This is a genomic window from Haloarcula sp. Atlit-47R, assembly GCF_003665985.1.
Classification (GTDB): domain Archaea; phylum Halobacteriota; class Halobacteria; order Halobacteriales; family Haloarculaceae; genus Haloarcula; species Haloarcula taiwanensis.
Genome location: NZ_QPLQ01000001.1, coordinates 1,412,818 through 1,425,210, shown reverse-complemented (window position 1 = coordinate 1,425,210; position 12,393 = coordinate 1,412,818). Strand labels below are relative to the sequence as shown.

Genomic DNA, 12,393 nt, shown 5'->3' with positions numbered 1-12,393 from the left:
GGCGTTACGGCGGCTCCAGCGAGACGAACTCCAGACCGTTCTCGGCAAGCAACTGCCGCGCCCGATCCGTCACGGACGGTGCGACAAGAATCCCCCGGACCTCGGTGTCAGCGTGTAAGTCGCGTCCCAGAGCATCGACGTACCGACCAAGCTGGCCGACAGCGTCGGGACCCACGCGGCGGCGCTTGAGTTCGAGTATCGTCGTCCGACCGTCGGCGTCCTCGCCGTAAACGTCGACCGCTCCGGCAGGGGTCTCGCGTTCGGTCGCCAGCGGCGTAAACCCTGACTCGACCAGCGCCGGCTCGGCGAGGATGCGGTCTTTCAGGTCGGCTTCCGTCCCGGTGAGTGTGAGGTCTTTGGAGTCCGTCACGTCGAAGGCGGCGGCGTGGGCGACTGTCTCGAACGCGACCTCCAGCGACTCCTCGGGGGTCGACCGCGTGGAGCGGACGACCAGCGAATCGTCGTCGACGCTGATGCTGTGTTCACAGCCCGGCGGCTGCCAGTTCACCGGCTGTTGGCCCTCATCGGTGTGGACCAGTGCGGCCCCGTCGGGCTTGAGCATCACGTGGCGGTCGCCAAGCCCCAGCGAACTGGCCGCTCGCCCCTCGTACTCGACCGCACAGGTGCCGACAAGCGTCACTAGCGCGCCGCGGTCAGTGGCACGCGACGCGAGGTCCAGCGCGTCGGCGGGGTCAGGGTACGTCAGCGTTTCGACGGCGGTCACGGATGGCGGTTAGCGGTCCCCGCGTAAAAAGGACGCGTCGTCGGGGCAGTGGACGGACGAAGCACGGTCACGGAGCGACGCGAGCAGGGCACGCCGAACGGTCGCCGGGTCACGGCCTTCGCTGTCGAGGGCGCGACAGGCCTTGTCCTTCCGATCGACCCACCACGTCCGGAACGACTCAGGGTCGGCAGTGCGGGCGAGGACGATGTCGTCGGGAGCCGACAGTGTCGGGTCGAGCCAGCAGACGGCGTAGGTCCGGACCGAGCGGTCGAGCACGACAAACTGCTCGTAGGTGGCATCGATGGCACTGAGGGCAGCCGACGCTGTCAGGCCAGTCCCGAGCGGTCGAGACTGAGCGATGGGGTCGGCGTCGACGCCCCAGTGTGCGACGCGGCAGTCGTAGCGGCCGTCGGGGCGAGCGACAGCGACGAGCGTGCGACGGCCCATCAGGGACCTCCGAGCGTGTCAACGGGCATGCGTACCCCTGGCTGCGTGGTCCTATTTGAACGCTGGCCCACAGGACACCTCCGATGCCTGCTCGGTACGGGAGACAGTGCCAGACCCGTCGAAATCGCCGACCATTGGTAACTCGGCACAACCCTCAAGTAGTACGTTCACGTACCGTCACATATGATGGTGAGCGAGTGGCTCTACGGCGCAATCGCGCTTCTCGTGGGGCTCCACGTCCTGACCATGCTGTACGCGTACCGGCACCGGGGTGACCCAGCCGGTGCGACTGGGCAGGGCGAGGCCGAAGGGCGCCGTGGCAGCGCCACCGACGACAGCACTGAATCCATCGACTGTCCCCACTGCGGGGCGAGGAACGAGCAGGACTACCAGTTCTGCCGGCAGTGCGTCGCCGACCTGACCAGCGGAAGCCCGCAGCGCCAGCCGACGGACCGAAGCCAGCCGTACTGAGAGCGTTGCAAGGGAGGGTCGAAACGACCAGTTTGAGCGCTGCTATCGGCCAAAGGATTTATTTCTACGACAATATATTTGAATATACTGTCACGAACAGGGGTGAACTGTGGAAACTGTTATCGACGTACGTTCCGCGGGTCGACCAGCGGTATTCGACCGGGCGAACACCGACGGGCTGTTCGGACGCAAGCGCCGCCTGCAGCAGCCGCTGGAGCAGTATCTACAGCGGGCAGAGACACCGAGCTATCTCGCGTACAACGACCAGTCCGGCGTCGTCGCTGCCCGGGGGAACAGCGAGTCGCTCACGCCGGCCGGCGACTACCGCGCGTATCTGCTCGCCACGACCGTTCGAGTCCTGTTCGTCGTCGGCGACGACGACCGCGACCGGACCATCTCGCTTCCCCACGAAGGCATCGTTGCCGTGCACTGTTCGTCGGGACTCCGCACGTCGACGCTCGAAATCGTCACCGTCAACGAAGACCGCTGGGCGTTCGAATGCAAGGGCGATCTAGCGCCAGTTCGGTCGTTCATCGACGAAGCCACACAGGTCTGGACGCGCACGCTCACCGAGCTTGATCGGGCAGAGTCCCAGGTCGAGGCCGCTGTGACAGCACTCGAAGCAACAGATTTCGAGACAGCAGCCACGCATATCACGGCCGCACAGGAAGCGCTCGACAACGGGCGAAAGCGGGTCGAAGCACTGGGCGAGGGGGCGAGAGCGGCCGTCGATGGACGACTCCAGTCAGCGCAAGCACGCATCAACACCTGCCAGCGCCGACGCCACGTCAGCGCGGGCGATGAGTACCGCGACACGGCCCGCCGCGCATGGGAGAACCGGTCGTACGAACGGGCCGCAGATGCATACGCACAGGCCGGCGTCGAGTACGAGCGAGCGCTGGCCGTAACGGCATCGGAGCCGCCCACAGAAGCCATCACGGATGCTCGAAACGCGGTCGAAGCGGAGTACACCGAACTCCGGTCAGCCCCAGTCGACGCGGCGCAGGTGGCTGCAAGCGCGGCCAGAGCCACGACAGACCCAGCAGAGCGAGCGAGACACTGGGAAGACGCTCTCGACCGCTACCGGACGGCGTACGAACTTGACTGGGGTCGTGACCGTCGCTTCGACGGCGACCGGGCGTCGCTCCGACAGGCGCTCGCGGACATCGCTGTCAAACTAGTCGATGCACATCGTGAGGCGGGGCGACAGGCGCTTGGGGAAGCTGGCGAGTCAAAAAGAGCGGCGTCCGAGACCGCGTGTGACAGCGCGACGATACACTTCGAGCGCGCACGCGAAGTTGCCGCCGAACTCGTGCCGGACAGACGCGGGTCGGCGACGGACGAACTAGCCGCCGTGTCCGAACAGGGCGTCAGCGTCGAGGCGGAGCCGAAAGGTCGGTAATTGTTTATCACCGCGGAGCCGGGTATCGGTATGCGCTTTGGAATTATTTCGACGGCAGGAATCGCGCGCAAGGACGTGATTCCGGGTATCCAGAAGTCTGCCCACACGGTCGCGGCCATCAGCTCCAGAACCCAAGACCGTGCCAGCGAGGTAGCCGACGACCTCGGTATCGACAGTGCCTTCGGCGACTACGAGACGATGTTCGCCGAGGCGGACATCGACGCGGTGTACAACCCGCTTCCGAACGCGCTCCACGCCGAGTGGAGCCAGCGGGCCGCCGATCACGGCCTCGACGTGCTCTGTGAGAAGCCACTGACCGTCGACACCGCTGAGGCAGTGGACCTCTTCGATTACTGTGCCGAGCAGGGCGTCACGCTGATGGAAGCGTTCATGTATCAGTTCCACCCGCGGACCCAGCGGGCCAGGGAAATCGTCGAAACCGAACTGGGCGAGGTACACACCGTCGACGCATCGTTCAAATTCTCGCTCACAGACCCCGACGATATCCGTCTGGACCCGGAGCTGGCCGGTGGGAGCCTGATGGACGTAGGCTGTTACGCCGTCAGCGCGGTCCGGGGCTTCCTCGGCGAGCCAAGCCAAGCGTTTGCGCATGCCCGGGACTCCCAGAACAGTGGCGTGGACACGAACCTCAGCGGCGTCCTGTCGTACGACGACGGGCGGGTCGCCTCGATTTCCTGTGGGTTTGACGGACCGAGACGGGAGTACTACCGAGTCGAAACGGACGACGGCTGGCTCGAAGCGCCGAACTGCTTCGGCCCGGACCACGACCAGTCCGTCTCGCTGACCTACAGCGTCGACGGCCGCGAGGTCACCGAAACGTTCGATCCGGTCGACCACTACCAGTTGCAGGTCGAGGCGTTCGCAGACGCTATCGAGAGCGGGGAGACACCGCCCATCGACCGGGCCGAAACACTGGGGAATATGCGCGCCATAGATGCGCTGGCCAGAAGCGCGGACACCGGCGAACCGGTCCACGTCGCCAGTCCCGAGTGAGAGGCGACCGGGTGTGTACTGTAATGCGGCGAGCGCGAAACGGTTTTGACTGCCGCGGGTGAGGCACGTACTGTGACACCCCCAACAGCGACACTCCCGAGTGGCGACGAACTGCCGATGGTCGGCGTCGGGACGTGGGACATCGACGGCGACACCGTTCAGCAGTCCGTTCGAGCCGGACTCGACGCGGGCTACGGCCACGTGGACACGGCCGAAGGGTACGAGAACGAGGGCGAAATCGGCGCGGCCCTCGCCGACTACGACCGCGAGGACGTGTTCCTCACATCAAAAGTGCTGCCAAAGCATCTCGACTACGAGTCGGTCATCGAGGCCTGTGAGGCGTCGCTGGACCGACTTGGGACTGATTACCTCGACCTGTATCTCGTCCACTGGCCCAACCCCGCAACCTCCATCCGGGAGACGATGAACGCGATGGCCACACTCCGCGATCAGGGGAAGATCCGCAACGTCGGCGTCTCGAACTTCAGCGCGTACCAGCTCGGGGCCGCCCAGCATGTCGCCGACGTGCCTATCGCTGTCAATCAGATCGAGTACCATCCCTGGAACACGCAGGACCAGGTGGTCGAGTTCTGTCGCGACACCGACACTGTCGTTGAGGCCGCCGCGCCACTGGGTCGAACGGAAGTGTTCGCGGACGATGTCATTCAGGACCTGGCAGAGAAATACGACAGGTCGCCGGCTCAGATCGTCCTGAAGTGGGCGGTCGAGAACGAGGTGGTCGTCCTGCCGAAGTCCTCCTCGCCCGAGCACGTCCGCCAGAACTGCGACCTGTTCGACTGGGACCTCGACGCCGCCGACCACGAGCGCATCGATGCCATCGAACGCGAGCAGGCAGTCTACGATACCGGTGTCTACGACTGGGACAACGACACCTACGGTATCTCGCAATAGGTTCCGATGGTCGAACCGCCCGCACTGGACCGCTGGGACGCCACGGCCGCGGCAAGCATCGCCGTTTTGCTTGTCGTGGCGTACGTGCTGATTCCCGACCCGACGATCCAGTACGGGACGTGGCTGATCGTCTTTTGCATCTGGATGGCCTGGTTCGTCTCTTTCGGTGCCAAATGGTTATACGGCCCCTAGAGGGGTGCGTTGAAGCTTTTACTCGATTCCGTGTCAGCGGAGATTTATTTACTCCCGCTCTCTATACACGCTTGATGCCCCGTATCGAAGTCTCGGAAAACCTGTACCGGCAGATCGAGAGCGAGGCCAACAACGACGACTTCAACGACACGCTGTGGAAGATGGTCGGCTCCTATCGGCGGACGAACAACCCGGAAGCGGACCAGACGTAACACGTATCGCAGTCGTCAACCCGTAGCGGGACGATTCTGAGTGGTCAGTTGCTCCTGATAGCCGCTGTGCCAGCGGGCGCTTCGACACGCCGATGTCCCGTCACTGTGAGCGGCAATCACTGCCGTCGGTACGCACGTTTTTACGATTCGAACTGCTCCGTACTGGTAATGAGGCCACGAATCGCCCTGCTGAACGCAGCCCACGACGGCGGCGACAACCGCCGGAACTTTCGGCGGGAACTCGACGCCGACCTCGTGGAATACGACGTGACCGAGCGCGAACTGCCCGACACCTTCGCGTTCGACGGCTGTCTGGTCACGGGCAGCCGCGCGTCCGTCTACTGGGACGAACCATGGATCCGTGAACTCGAATCCTGGGTCACGGACGCAGTCGACCGTAACATCGCGTTCCTGGGCGTCTGTTTCGGCCACCAGTTGCTCGCACATGCGCTCGGCGGCACCGTCGAGCCGATGGACGAGTACGAGATCGGCTACCGGACGGTCGACCACGATGGCGAGAACGAACTGCTCGCCGGCGTCGACGAGTCGTTCACTGTCTTTACGACGCACTCGGACCGCGTCGCCGAGGTGCCACCGGGCGCGACCACGTTCGCCGAGAACGACTACGGCATCCACGGGTTCCGGAAGGAGAACGTCTTCTCGGTGCAGTTCCACCCCGAGTACGACCCCGAGACGGCCGAGACAGTGACGAAGGGCAAGGACGACCAGCTCGCCGACGAGCGCATCGAAGCGGTACTGGACGGCGTCACCGAGGCGAACTATCGCGCCGCCTGCGAGGCCAAGCAGCTGTTCGACAACTTCACCGAGTTCGCTGCGCGTTACGCGGGTGACGTGACCGGCGCTACCACCGCTGCCGACGACTAACCGACCGGCTTCGCCGCAGTGGCGCTACGAGAACCGGCCGGTTTCTGCGTCACATTCCGCACAGCGTGTCACGAGCGCGTCCCGGTCGGCCGTCATCTCGACGTAGTTGTGCGTGCGACCGCCACACTCCTCGCAGTGTCGAAGCATATCCGTATCGCCCATCTCCTGTGGTGCGCCGAGCGCAAGCGCGACGACACGCTCCTCGCCCTCGTTGTGGCCGCGTTGCCACTCACCGGGCGCAAAGCGGATCGCCTCTCCGGCTGCGACGCGGACATCACCGTCCTCCGTTTCGAACGTCGCCGTGCCCGACTGGATGATAAATACTTCCTCCTGTTCCGGGTGGCGGTGGTAGCCGAAGCCGAAGGATTCGCCGGGTGCCAGTTCGTAGTGATTCAACGCGATATTGTCGGTGCCAAGTGGACCAGCGAGCGCCCGCTTGACCGACGCCGGCCCCATCCGCGATTCGACGGCGTCGATACTGACTTTCTCCATAGTTGCCATGTACGGGGGACAGTCCTTAACGGTTAGTCAGAGTGGGTCACAGCGGAGACGCGGGGGACACAGCAGAAGCAGCAAAACGGAGCGTCGGTCACTCGCGTCGGTCGATGTCGAGTTCCTCGTCGAGGTCTTCGAGCCAGTCGGCGTCTTCCAGCTCCGCCATCTGTTCACGGAAGTGCGTCTTGCAGACACCGACCTTGACGCCGTCGTTCTCGACGGCGATGTCGGCTTCACGGTCGCAGTAGTGACACTGCATACTCGAATAGTAGTCCCGCACGACATTGAACCCTCGGGTTCCGTCTGCCGGTTGTCAGACACCGAGGGCTGTTTCGACCCGGTCCCAGGCGGCCGCGCCCAGACCAGTGTCGCCCAGTGTCTCTCCGTGGGCGTCGCTGCCGCCGGTCGGAATCAGTCCGTGCCGCTCGATGGCGTCGTCGACGAGACCGTTGTCGACCGCTCGGCCGTACGGATACCACCGTTCGACGGCATCGAGCGACGCACACGTGGACAGCGCGGCCGCAGTGTCCCGGTAGCGGAACGGGTGCGCGAGGCCGACCAGCCCGCACGCGTCCGAGAGCAACGCACAGCCGCGCTCGAACGACGGGACCTCCCGGGCGACATAACAGGGGCAGTCATCGCCGATGAGGTCGTCGAACGCGGACTGAAAGGTGTGGTCCGACACCTCGGCGATAGCGCTGGCGATGTGGGGACGACCGAGGCCGTCACGCGGCTCGACGGGGAGCGAGACGCCTAGGCGGTCCTCGACACACTCGATGATGCGCGCGCCGCGCTCGCGGCGGTTCCGCTGGATGCGCGCACACTCGACCCGGAGTTCGTCGGTCGGGTCGACACCGTAGCCCAGCAGGTCCAGTCGCTGTATCTCGCTTTCGACGCGGAGTTCGATACCGTGGAGCAGCGTCACACCGTCCCGTTCGGTGACGGGACCGTCGAGAGCAGGCTGGAGGCGGTCGTGGTCCGTAACGGCGACAACCTCGACACCCGCTTGTCTCGCGGCGGCCGGGACCGAATCGAGCGTGAGCGTCCCGTCGGAGCGAGTCGTGTGTACGTGCAAGTCAGCGACGACCATACCACGTCCACACCTCCCAACAGCAAGCCGCTTCTGATTAGACCATGTGTCGTGACCACACGAAACGTGGGTTCCTTATACGCATTAAGGGATATTATGATTATCTATAGTGAAGGTTTATTAGGAACCATGAACTTTCGGTAGATATGCGAATGCTAAGCAACGCGACGGACGCCTTCCAATCGTACGACTACCCGATTTCCGCGGAGGAAATCATCGAGAGCGACGGCGACATGGAACTGGAACTGCCAAACGGCACCGAACGGCTGGGCGACGCACTCAGCCGATCGGCCCCAGAAACCTTCGAAAGCGCGGAAGACGCTGAGTTCGCAGCGTTCTCGGGTGTGTCGAGCAAGGCCATCGGCCGGAAGGGCTACTCCGACCGCGACCCGATCTGCATGGGCGAAGACGGACCGGACCAGGTCTCCTTCTAACGGCCTGGAACGGCCTGCAGTCATCCCCAGCTCTGGACGGATTTTCCGTCTCCTTCGGTTTTACACAGGCGAGCGGCAGCACTATTCGGACAGTCGCCGCGCGCACCATAGAACGGCTATCGGTCGAGAAAGTCCGGTTTGTCGACGGCGTCAGTGCTGTCGATTGACTGCCTGTCCAGCAGTTCCGACGAATCGAGCGCCGACGGCAGGCCATCGCGGCCGCCAGTCGGCACGTCCGCCTCGTCGATGTACGTCTTCTCGCCGTTGATCAGGTCGGCCCAGACGGCGTCCCGGTCGGCGCTGGTCGCCTCCGCCGCTTCCTTCGCTTCGTTGCGACCTTCGTCGTACGCGAGTTCGACCATGCTCTTGTGGTACGCCGAGTTCATCTCGGCGTAGATGGCTTCGAGTTCGTCGCGATTGAACTCCCCGAGGCGCTCGGCGACGCCGATAGCGTAGGCCCTGTCGGTGGCCTCGTCCTTGTCGAGAGTGTCCCAGTCGGTGCCGAACTCGCGCTCGTAGCGGCTCATGTCTCCACTTTCCGATCAGGGTTGACCCGAAGTCCGGCGTCAGAAAAGGAGATTTCACGGATGTCACAGTCGATAGCTGTCCCCCGCATCTTGATAACCTGAACGCCGCGGGTCATGCTTCCGTTTTCGAGGAAATTGTGGAAGAAGACGACGCCGTGGGCGAGATAGTGCTCGTCACTGTAGGAGGACGGGTCGGTCATCTCGGAGATAAGGAGCGTCGTCGCGTCCGTCTGTTTCAGCGCGGAGAGAAAGCCCGTGATCTCGTCCTCGACGTCGTTCATAAAGTGCTGCAACAGCATCGTCGAGTCGATAACGACCCGCTGGATATCGTTCTGTCTGATATAGGCGACGAGTCGGTTCGTCAGACCGCCTTCGCTGCCGAACTGCGTGATAGTTCGTTTCCCGCTCTCGGTGACGAGGTTGAGGAACTGGATGGCGTCAGATTGCATGGCCCGGTCGAAACCGAAGTCGTAGCCGGCCATGTCCTGCATCAACTCCGACTTGGTTTCGTGCATCGTCACGTACAGGCACGTCTCACCCTCCTTGACGCCCTGTGTAATGAACTGTGAGCAAAACGTTGTCTTCCCGCTGCCCGGCGGGCCGCTGACCACGTAGAGACGGTTCGGAAGTAAGCCCCCCTCAATGAGTTCATCGAATCCGGGGACCCCACTAGAGAGACGCATATCAGCTATCTGAGTCCGTCTGGACATATGCTTTCACATTCTATTTTCACCGGTGATAACTCATTCGGCTGCGTCAGCGTTCGATAGCGCTGGGGTTGCTATCGGCCAGTTCGAGCAGTCGCTCCGTGCCGGCCTCGTCGAACCGCATCGGCCGTCGCCACCACGGCCCCTTCCCCGAGTCGGACGACAGTTCGGTGACCAGTTCGTTCGCGTCGGTGCCGCCGCTCGGGGCCGACAGCGGGACCACTGTGTTGTACAGTTGTGACTCGGCGGCATTGCCGCGGATGAGAACGCGAGCGTCGAACGGGTCCCGTTTCACGTGGGCGTTCGAGGCGAACTGGGCCCGGTCCTCGGGCGAGAGGTCGCGGTACTCGTCGCCGGTCACCGCGTCGCGGACGAGGCGGAAGTGGCCGATGACATACGCGCCCCATTCTGGCGGAGCCCAGGCCGGCGCGTCGCCGACGGTCGAGAGCGTCGCGTAAAAAAAGAGGTAATCGCCGGCCGACAGCCCCGAGAGCGGGCCGGCCTTCACGCCGTGTTCGTCGCCGTAGGTGTAGCGCTCGCCGCCGGCCTCGGGGAACTCCGGGTCGAAGTGGACCGGCCGGTCGGCCACCGCGGAGACGTCAGTCCCCAGGTCGAGGTCGGCGTAAGTCGGCACTGGCTCGCTGGTCGGCTCCGACTCGGGAATCGGGACGTATTCGAAGGAGCCGTCGGGAAACAGCGGTCCTCGGAAGCCGGGTTCGTTCGTGTTAGCTCCGACGTTGATGGCGACGCTGCGCATACGTAACCGTCGTCGGGTGTAACAAAAGGGATGACGGCGCGTGCTGACACCTACTCTCGGTCCGGCGGCGAGAGAGTCCGCTGGAACTCGTCGAACTTGTCGAGGTCGTCGGGGAGGTCGTACGACAACTGCCGCTCGGCACGGCGGTCGACGTTCGCCCCTTCGATTGGCTCCGCAACGGACTCCCAGCCGTCCTTGACTGTCAGGGATTTCGCCGGCGTGCCGGCAGCGATGTGGTGGGCGGGGATGTCCTTCCCGGCGATAGACTTTGCTGCAAGGATGGCGTTTTCCCCGACCTTCACGCCGGCCCGGACCATCGAGTCGTAGGTCAGGCGCACGTCGTCTTCGATGATGGTGTGGTAGTTGTCGACGTGGGTCTGGTCGACGGCGTCGTGGTCGTGGCTGTAGACGTGGGTGTCATCGGAGATGGAGACGCGGTCGCCGATAGTGAGCTTCCCACGGTCATCCAGATGAACGTCGTCATGGACAACGACGTTGTCACCGATCTCGATGTTGTGGCCGTAGGTAAAGGAGATACCCTTGAAAAATCGACAGCCCTCACCACAGGACTCAAAGAGGTGGTCGGCGAGCATCCGCCGGAACCGGAGCGCGAACTCAACGTTGTCCGCCATCGGCGTCGCGTCGAACTGCCGCCAGAGCCACTGGAGGTGCTTCGAGCGTTTGAACCGTTCCTCGTCTTTTTCCGCGTAGTACTCGCTCTCGAGGGTCGTGTTACAGGGGTCATACCCTTGGAGCCGGACCCGCTCGGCCGGGGAGATATCCGCGCCGTCCTGCCAGCGCTCGTAGGCCTCTCGGTCGCCGTGGAGGTCGATGAGCACGTCAGTGACAACGTCGCAGGTGTCCTCGTCACCAGAGAGGCGTTCGTCGACCTCGTCGATGAACGCCCTGAGCCCCTCTTCGGCGAGCGGTGGCAGCGACACGTGACGCTTCGTCATGTCGAGTACGTGGCTTCGCGGGCAGATAGGGGTTTCCGTTACGTGAAACCTACCCAGTAACATCCGTGTCACGGCACCAAGTGGCACAGCGAGCAAGCCACAGTTAAGACAACGCCGTCCCAGACGACGGCATGGTCAGGTCGGATTTCATCATGGAGATACGGCGCTACATTGTCAATCCCGCCGAGCGCCGGCTGCGAGCGCCGTGGCGGGTGACGGTGTGGCTGTTTCTCGCCGGATTCGGCCTCGTACTCCTCTCAGGGGTGGTCGCGGTGGTGTCGTCGGTAGTGCGCATGACGCCGGCGGTCGCAGTCACGCGCCAGATTGCGCTCTTCGCTGCCGGAACCGGCATCGCTGTTGTAATCGGCTATCTGCTCGACCGGCGGACACTCCGGGACTACGGCCTAGGGTTCGACGGGCAGTGGTGGCGCGACGCGGCGTTCGGCCTCGCGCTCGGGGCGGGGCTGCCCACGCTCGTCCTCCTCGTCGAGGTGGCCGTCGGGTTCGCCGAGGTCAGCGTCGCCCTCGCAACCGTCGACAGCGGACCGCTTCCGCTGACTGCGTTCGGGCCACCGGTCGCCGTCATCCTTCTGGGGGCGTTCTTCCTCGTCCAAGCAACTGCCGAGGAGGTGCTCGTCCGTGGATATCTCCTGACAAACACGGCTGAGGGGCTCGCCGGGTGGGTCGGTAAGCGAGGCGCGATCATCGCGGCGACAGGGCTGACGGGCGCACTGTTCGGTGTCCTCCACTGGACAAACCCCAGCGCGTCGCTGCTCAGTGTGGCCAACATTACTCTCTACGGCTTCCTGCTCGGTGCGTGTTACGTCCTGACCGGGCGGCTCGGAGTCGCCAGCGGCTTCCACGTCGCCTGGAACTACACGCTGGCACTGCTTGGCTTCCCAGTCAGCGGCCTCCGGATGGGCGTCGCCATGCTCTCGACGACCGCAACCGGCCCCGCGCTCGTGACCGGCGGCGGGTTCGGTCCCGAAGGGGGACTCATCGCCATTCCACTGCTCGGCGTTGGCGGGGCCGCGCTGTACTGGTGGGTCCACCGCGAGTACGGCGCGGTCGAGTTGCTTGACGACATTGCGACCCCACAGCTCCGGGTTCGAACGCGGTCCGACACGGCAAACCAAGACGGCTAAGTGGACAGCGCCGCTACGTCGGG

The 12,393-nt window shown here is 64.0% G+C and carries 18 protein-coding genes; 9 read left to right on the top strand and 9 right to left on the bottom strand.

The annotated features are described in order from the left end of the window. Nucleotides 1-4: 4 nt before the first annotated feature. Both nucS and DVK00_RS07455 read right to left on the bottom strand, forming a co-directional pair. Nucleotides 5-724, bottom strand: coding sequence for an endonuclease NucS (gene nucS, locus DVK00_RS07460; protein WP_101348981.1), 720 nt, complete (start codon nt 722-724; stop codon nt 5-7). Between the two features lie 9 nt (nt 725-733). Beyond that, nucleotides 734-1,171: a DUF6735 family protein gene (locus DVK00_RS07455; RefSeq protein ID WP_101348980.1), complete on the bottom strand. Its 438-nt coding sequence runs from the start codon at nt 1,169-1,171 to the stop codon at nt 734-736. A 183-nt stretch (nt 1,172-1,354) separates the two neighbouring features. Here DVK00_RS07455 and DVK00_RS07450 point away from each other — a divergent pair, with 183 nt between their 5' ends. The 7 genes from DVK00_RS07450 to DVK00_RS07425 all read left to right on the top strand — a co-directional run bounded on the left by DVK00_RS07450 (nt 1,355) and on the right by DVK00_RS07425 (nt 6,259). Beyond that, nucleotides 1,355-1,642, top strand: coding sequence for a zinc ribbon domain-containing protein (locus DVK00_RS07450; protein WP_101348979.1), 288 nt, complete (start codon nt 1,355-1,357; stop codon nt 1,640-1,642). Between the two features lie 109 nt (nt 1,643-1,751). Continuing rightward, nucleotides 1,752-3,044 (top strand): hypothetical protein, encoded by a 1,293-nt coding sequence (locus DVK00_RS07445; RefSeq protein WP_121577502.1) that lies wholly within the window; start codon nt 1,752-1,754, stop codon nt 3,042-3,044. 30 nt (nt 3,045-3,074) lie between these two features. Then, entirely contained in the window at nt 3,075-4,058 is a 984-nt protein-coding gene (locus DVK00_RS07440; protein WP_121577501.1) for a Gfo/Idh/MocA family protein, read from the top strand. Nucleotides 4,059-4,175: 117 nt separating this feature from the next. Then, entirely contained in the window at nt 4,176-4,970 is a 795-nt protein-coding gene (locus DVK00_RS07435; RefSeq protein WP_101351382.1) for an aldo/keto reductase, read from the top strand. 6 nt (nt 4,971-4,976) lie between these two features. Continuing rightward, nucleotides 4,977-5,162: a hypothetical protein gene (locus DVK00_RS07430; RefSeq protein ID WP_101348976.1), complete on the top strand. Its 186-nt coding sequence runs from the start codon at nt 4,977-4,979 to the stop codon at nt 5,160-5,162. A gap of 74 nt (nt 5,163-5,236) precedes the next feature. Next, the gene (locus DVK00_RS21645; protein ID WP_004516449.1) at nt 5,237-5,374 is read left to right on the top strand and encodes a hypothetical protein; all 138 of its coding nucleotides are present in this window, start codon (nt 5,237-5,239) and stop codon (nt 5,372-5,374) included. 168 nt (nt 5,375-5,542) lie between these two features. Beyond that, a complete protein-coding gene (locus tag DVK00_RS07425) occupies nt 5,543-6,259 on the top strand; it encodes a type 1 glutamine amidotransferase (RefSeq protein ID WP_101348975.1) in 717 nt (238 codons plus the stop codon). Nucleotides 6,260-6,283: 24 nt separating this feature from the next. On the opposite strand, the gene DVK00_RS07420 is transcribed toward DVK00_RS07425, so the two are convergent. The 3 genes from DVK00_RS07420 to DVK00_RS07415 form a co-directional block, all read right to left on the bottom strand. Then, nucleotides 6,284-6,751, bottom strand: coding sequence for a cupin domain-containing protein (locus tag DVK00_RS07420; RefSeq protein ID WP_101348974.1), 468 nt, complete (start codon nt 6,749-6,751; stop codon nt 6,284-6,286). Nucleotides 6,752-6,848: 97 nt separating this feature from the next. Then, the gene (locus tag DVK00_RS21640; protein WP_004516452.1) at nt 6,849-7,013 is read right to left on the bottom strand and encodes a DUF6757 family protein; all 165 of its coding nucleotides are present in this window, start codon (nt 7,011-7,013) and stop codon (nt 6,849-6,851) included. A 54-nt stretch (nt 7,014-7,067) separates the two neighbouring features. Then, on the bottom strand, nt 7,068-7,844 hold the full coding sequence (locus tag DVK00_RS07415) for a PHP domain-containing protein (RefSeq protein WP_101348973.1): 777 nt from the start codon (nt 7,842-7,844) through the stop codon (nt 7,068-7,070). Nucleotides 7,845-7,990: 146 nt separating this feature from the next. Here DVK00_RS07415 and DVK00_RS07410 point away from each other — a divergent pair, with 146 nt between their 5' ends. Then, nucleotides 7,991-8,278, top strand: coding sequence for a DUF2795 domain-containing protein (locus tag DVK00_RS07410; RefSeq protein ID WP_080508797.1), 288 nt, complete (start codon nt 7,991-7,993; stop codon nt 8,276-8,278). 116 nt (nt 8,279-8,394) lie between these two features. On the opposite strand, the gene DVK00_RS07405 is transcribed toward DVK00_RS07410, so the two are convergent. The 4 genes from DVK00_RS07405 to DVK00_RS07390 all read right to left on the bottom strand — a co-directional run bounded on the left by DVK00_RS07405 (nt 8,395) and on the right by DVK00_RS07390 (nt 11,225). Next, nucleotides 8,395-8,805, bottom strand: a complete 411-nt coding sequence (locus tag DVK00_RS07405; RefSeq protein WP_101348972.1) for a hypothetical protein — start codon at nt 8,803-8,805, stop codon at nt 8,395-8,397. Beyond that, nucleotides 8,802-9,488, bottom strand: a complete 687-nt coding sequence (locus DVK00_RS07400) for an ATPase domain-containing protein (protein ID WP_053966959.1) — start codon at nt 9,486-9,488, stop codon at nt 8,802-8,804. Before DVK00_RS07400 ends, DVK00_RS07405 begins: the two co-directional genes overlap by 4 nt. A 73-nt stretch (nt 9,489-9,561) precedes the next feature. Next, entirely contained in the window at nt 9,562-10,269 is a 708-nt protein-coding gene (locus tag DVK00_RS07395; protein ID WP_121536079.1) for a hypothetical protein, read from the bottom strand. A 50-nt stretch (nt 10,270-10,319) separates the two neighbouring features. Further along, nucleotides 10,320-11,225 carry an acyltransferase gene (locus tag DVK00_RS07390; RefSeq protein WP_101348970.1) on the bottom strand — a complete coding sequence of 302 codons (906 nt, stop codon included), beginning with the start codon at nt 11,223-11,225 and terminating at the stop codon, nt 10,320-10,322. A 131-nt stretch (nt 11,226-11,356) separates the two neighbouring features. On the opposite strand from DVK00_RS07390, the gene DVK00_RS07385 reads away from it, so the two are divergent. Beyond that, on the top strand, nt 11,357-12,370 hold the full coding sequence (locus DVK00_RS07385) for a CPBP family intramembrane glutamic endopeptidase (RefSeq protein ID WP_101348969.1): 1,014 nt from the start codon (nt 11,357-11,359) through the stop codon (nt 12,368-12,370). Nucleotides 12,371-12,393 lie beyond the last annotated feature (23 nt).

Bases quoted from the DNA above. Each gene is read 5' to 3' on its own strand.
- DVK00_RS07440 (WP_121577501.1), top strand. From the start codon at position 3,075: ATGCGCTTTGGAATTATTTCGACGGCAGGAATCGCGCGCAAGGACGTG.
- DVK00_RS07450 (WP_101348979.1), top strand. From the start codon at position 1,355: ATGATGGTGAGCGAGTGGCTCTACGGCGCAATCGCGCTTCTCGTGGGG.
- DVK00_RS07410 (WP_080508797.1), top strand. From the start codon at position 7,991: ATGCGAATGCTAAGCAACGCGACGGACGCCTTCCAATCGTACGACTAC.
- DVK00_RS21640 (WP_004516452.1), bottom strand. From the start codon at position 7,013: ATGCAGTGTCACTACTGCGACCGTGAAGCCGACATCGCCGTCGAGAAC.
- DVK00_RS07435 (WP_101351382.1), top strand. From the start codon at position 4,176: ATGGTCGGCGTCGGGACGTGGGACATCGACGGCGACACCGTTCAGCAG.
- DVK00_RS07385 (WP_101348969.1), top strand. From the start codon at position 11,357: ATGGTCAGGTCGGATTTCATCATGGAGATACGGCGCTACATTGTCAAT.
- DVK00_RS07400 (WP_053966959.1), bottom strand. From the start codon at position 9,488: ATGCGTCTCTCTAGTGGGGTCCCCGGATTCGATGAACTCATTGAGGGG.
- DVK00_RS07455 (WP_101348980.1), bottom strand. From the start codon at position 1,171: ATGGGCCGTCGCACGCTCGTCGCTGTCGCTCGCCCCGACGGCCGCTAC.
- DVK00_RS07425 (WP_101348975.1), top strand. From the start codon at position 5,543: ATGAGGCCACGAATCGCCCTGCTGAACGCAGCCCACGACGGCGGCGAC.
- DVK00_RS07405 (WP_101348972.1), bottom strand. From the start codon at position 8,805: ATGAGCCGCTACGAGCGCGAGTTCGGCACCGACTGGGACACTCTCGAC.
- DVK00_RS21645 (WP_004516449.1), top strand. From the start codon at position 5,237: ATGCCCCGTATCGAAGTCTCGGAAAACCTGTACCGGCAGATCGAGAGC.
- DVK00_RS07420 (WP_101348974.1), bottom strand. From the start codon at position 6,751: ATGGAGAAAGTCAGTATCGACGCCGTCGAATCGCGGATGGGGCCGGCG.
- DVK00_RS07430 (WP_101348976.1), top strand. From the start codon at position 4,977: ATGGTCGAACCGCCCGCACTGGACCGCTGGGACGCCACGGCCGCGGCA.
- DVK00_RS07390 (WP_101348970.1), bottom strand. From the start codon at position 11,225: ATGACGAAGCGTCACGTGTCGCTGCCACCGCTCGCCGAAGAGGGGCTC.
- DVK00_RS07415 (WP_101348973.1), bottom strand. From the start codon at position 7,844: ATGGTCGTCGCTGACTTGCACGTACACACGACTCGCTCCGACGGGACG.
- DVK00_RS07395 (WP_121536079.1), bottom strand. From the start codon at position 10,269: ATGCGCAGCGTCGCCATCAACGTCGGAGCTAACACGAACGAACCCGGC.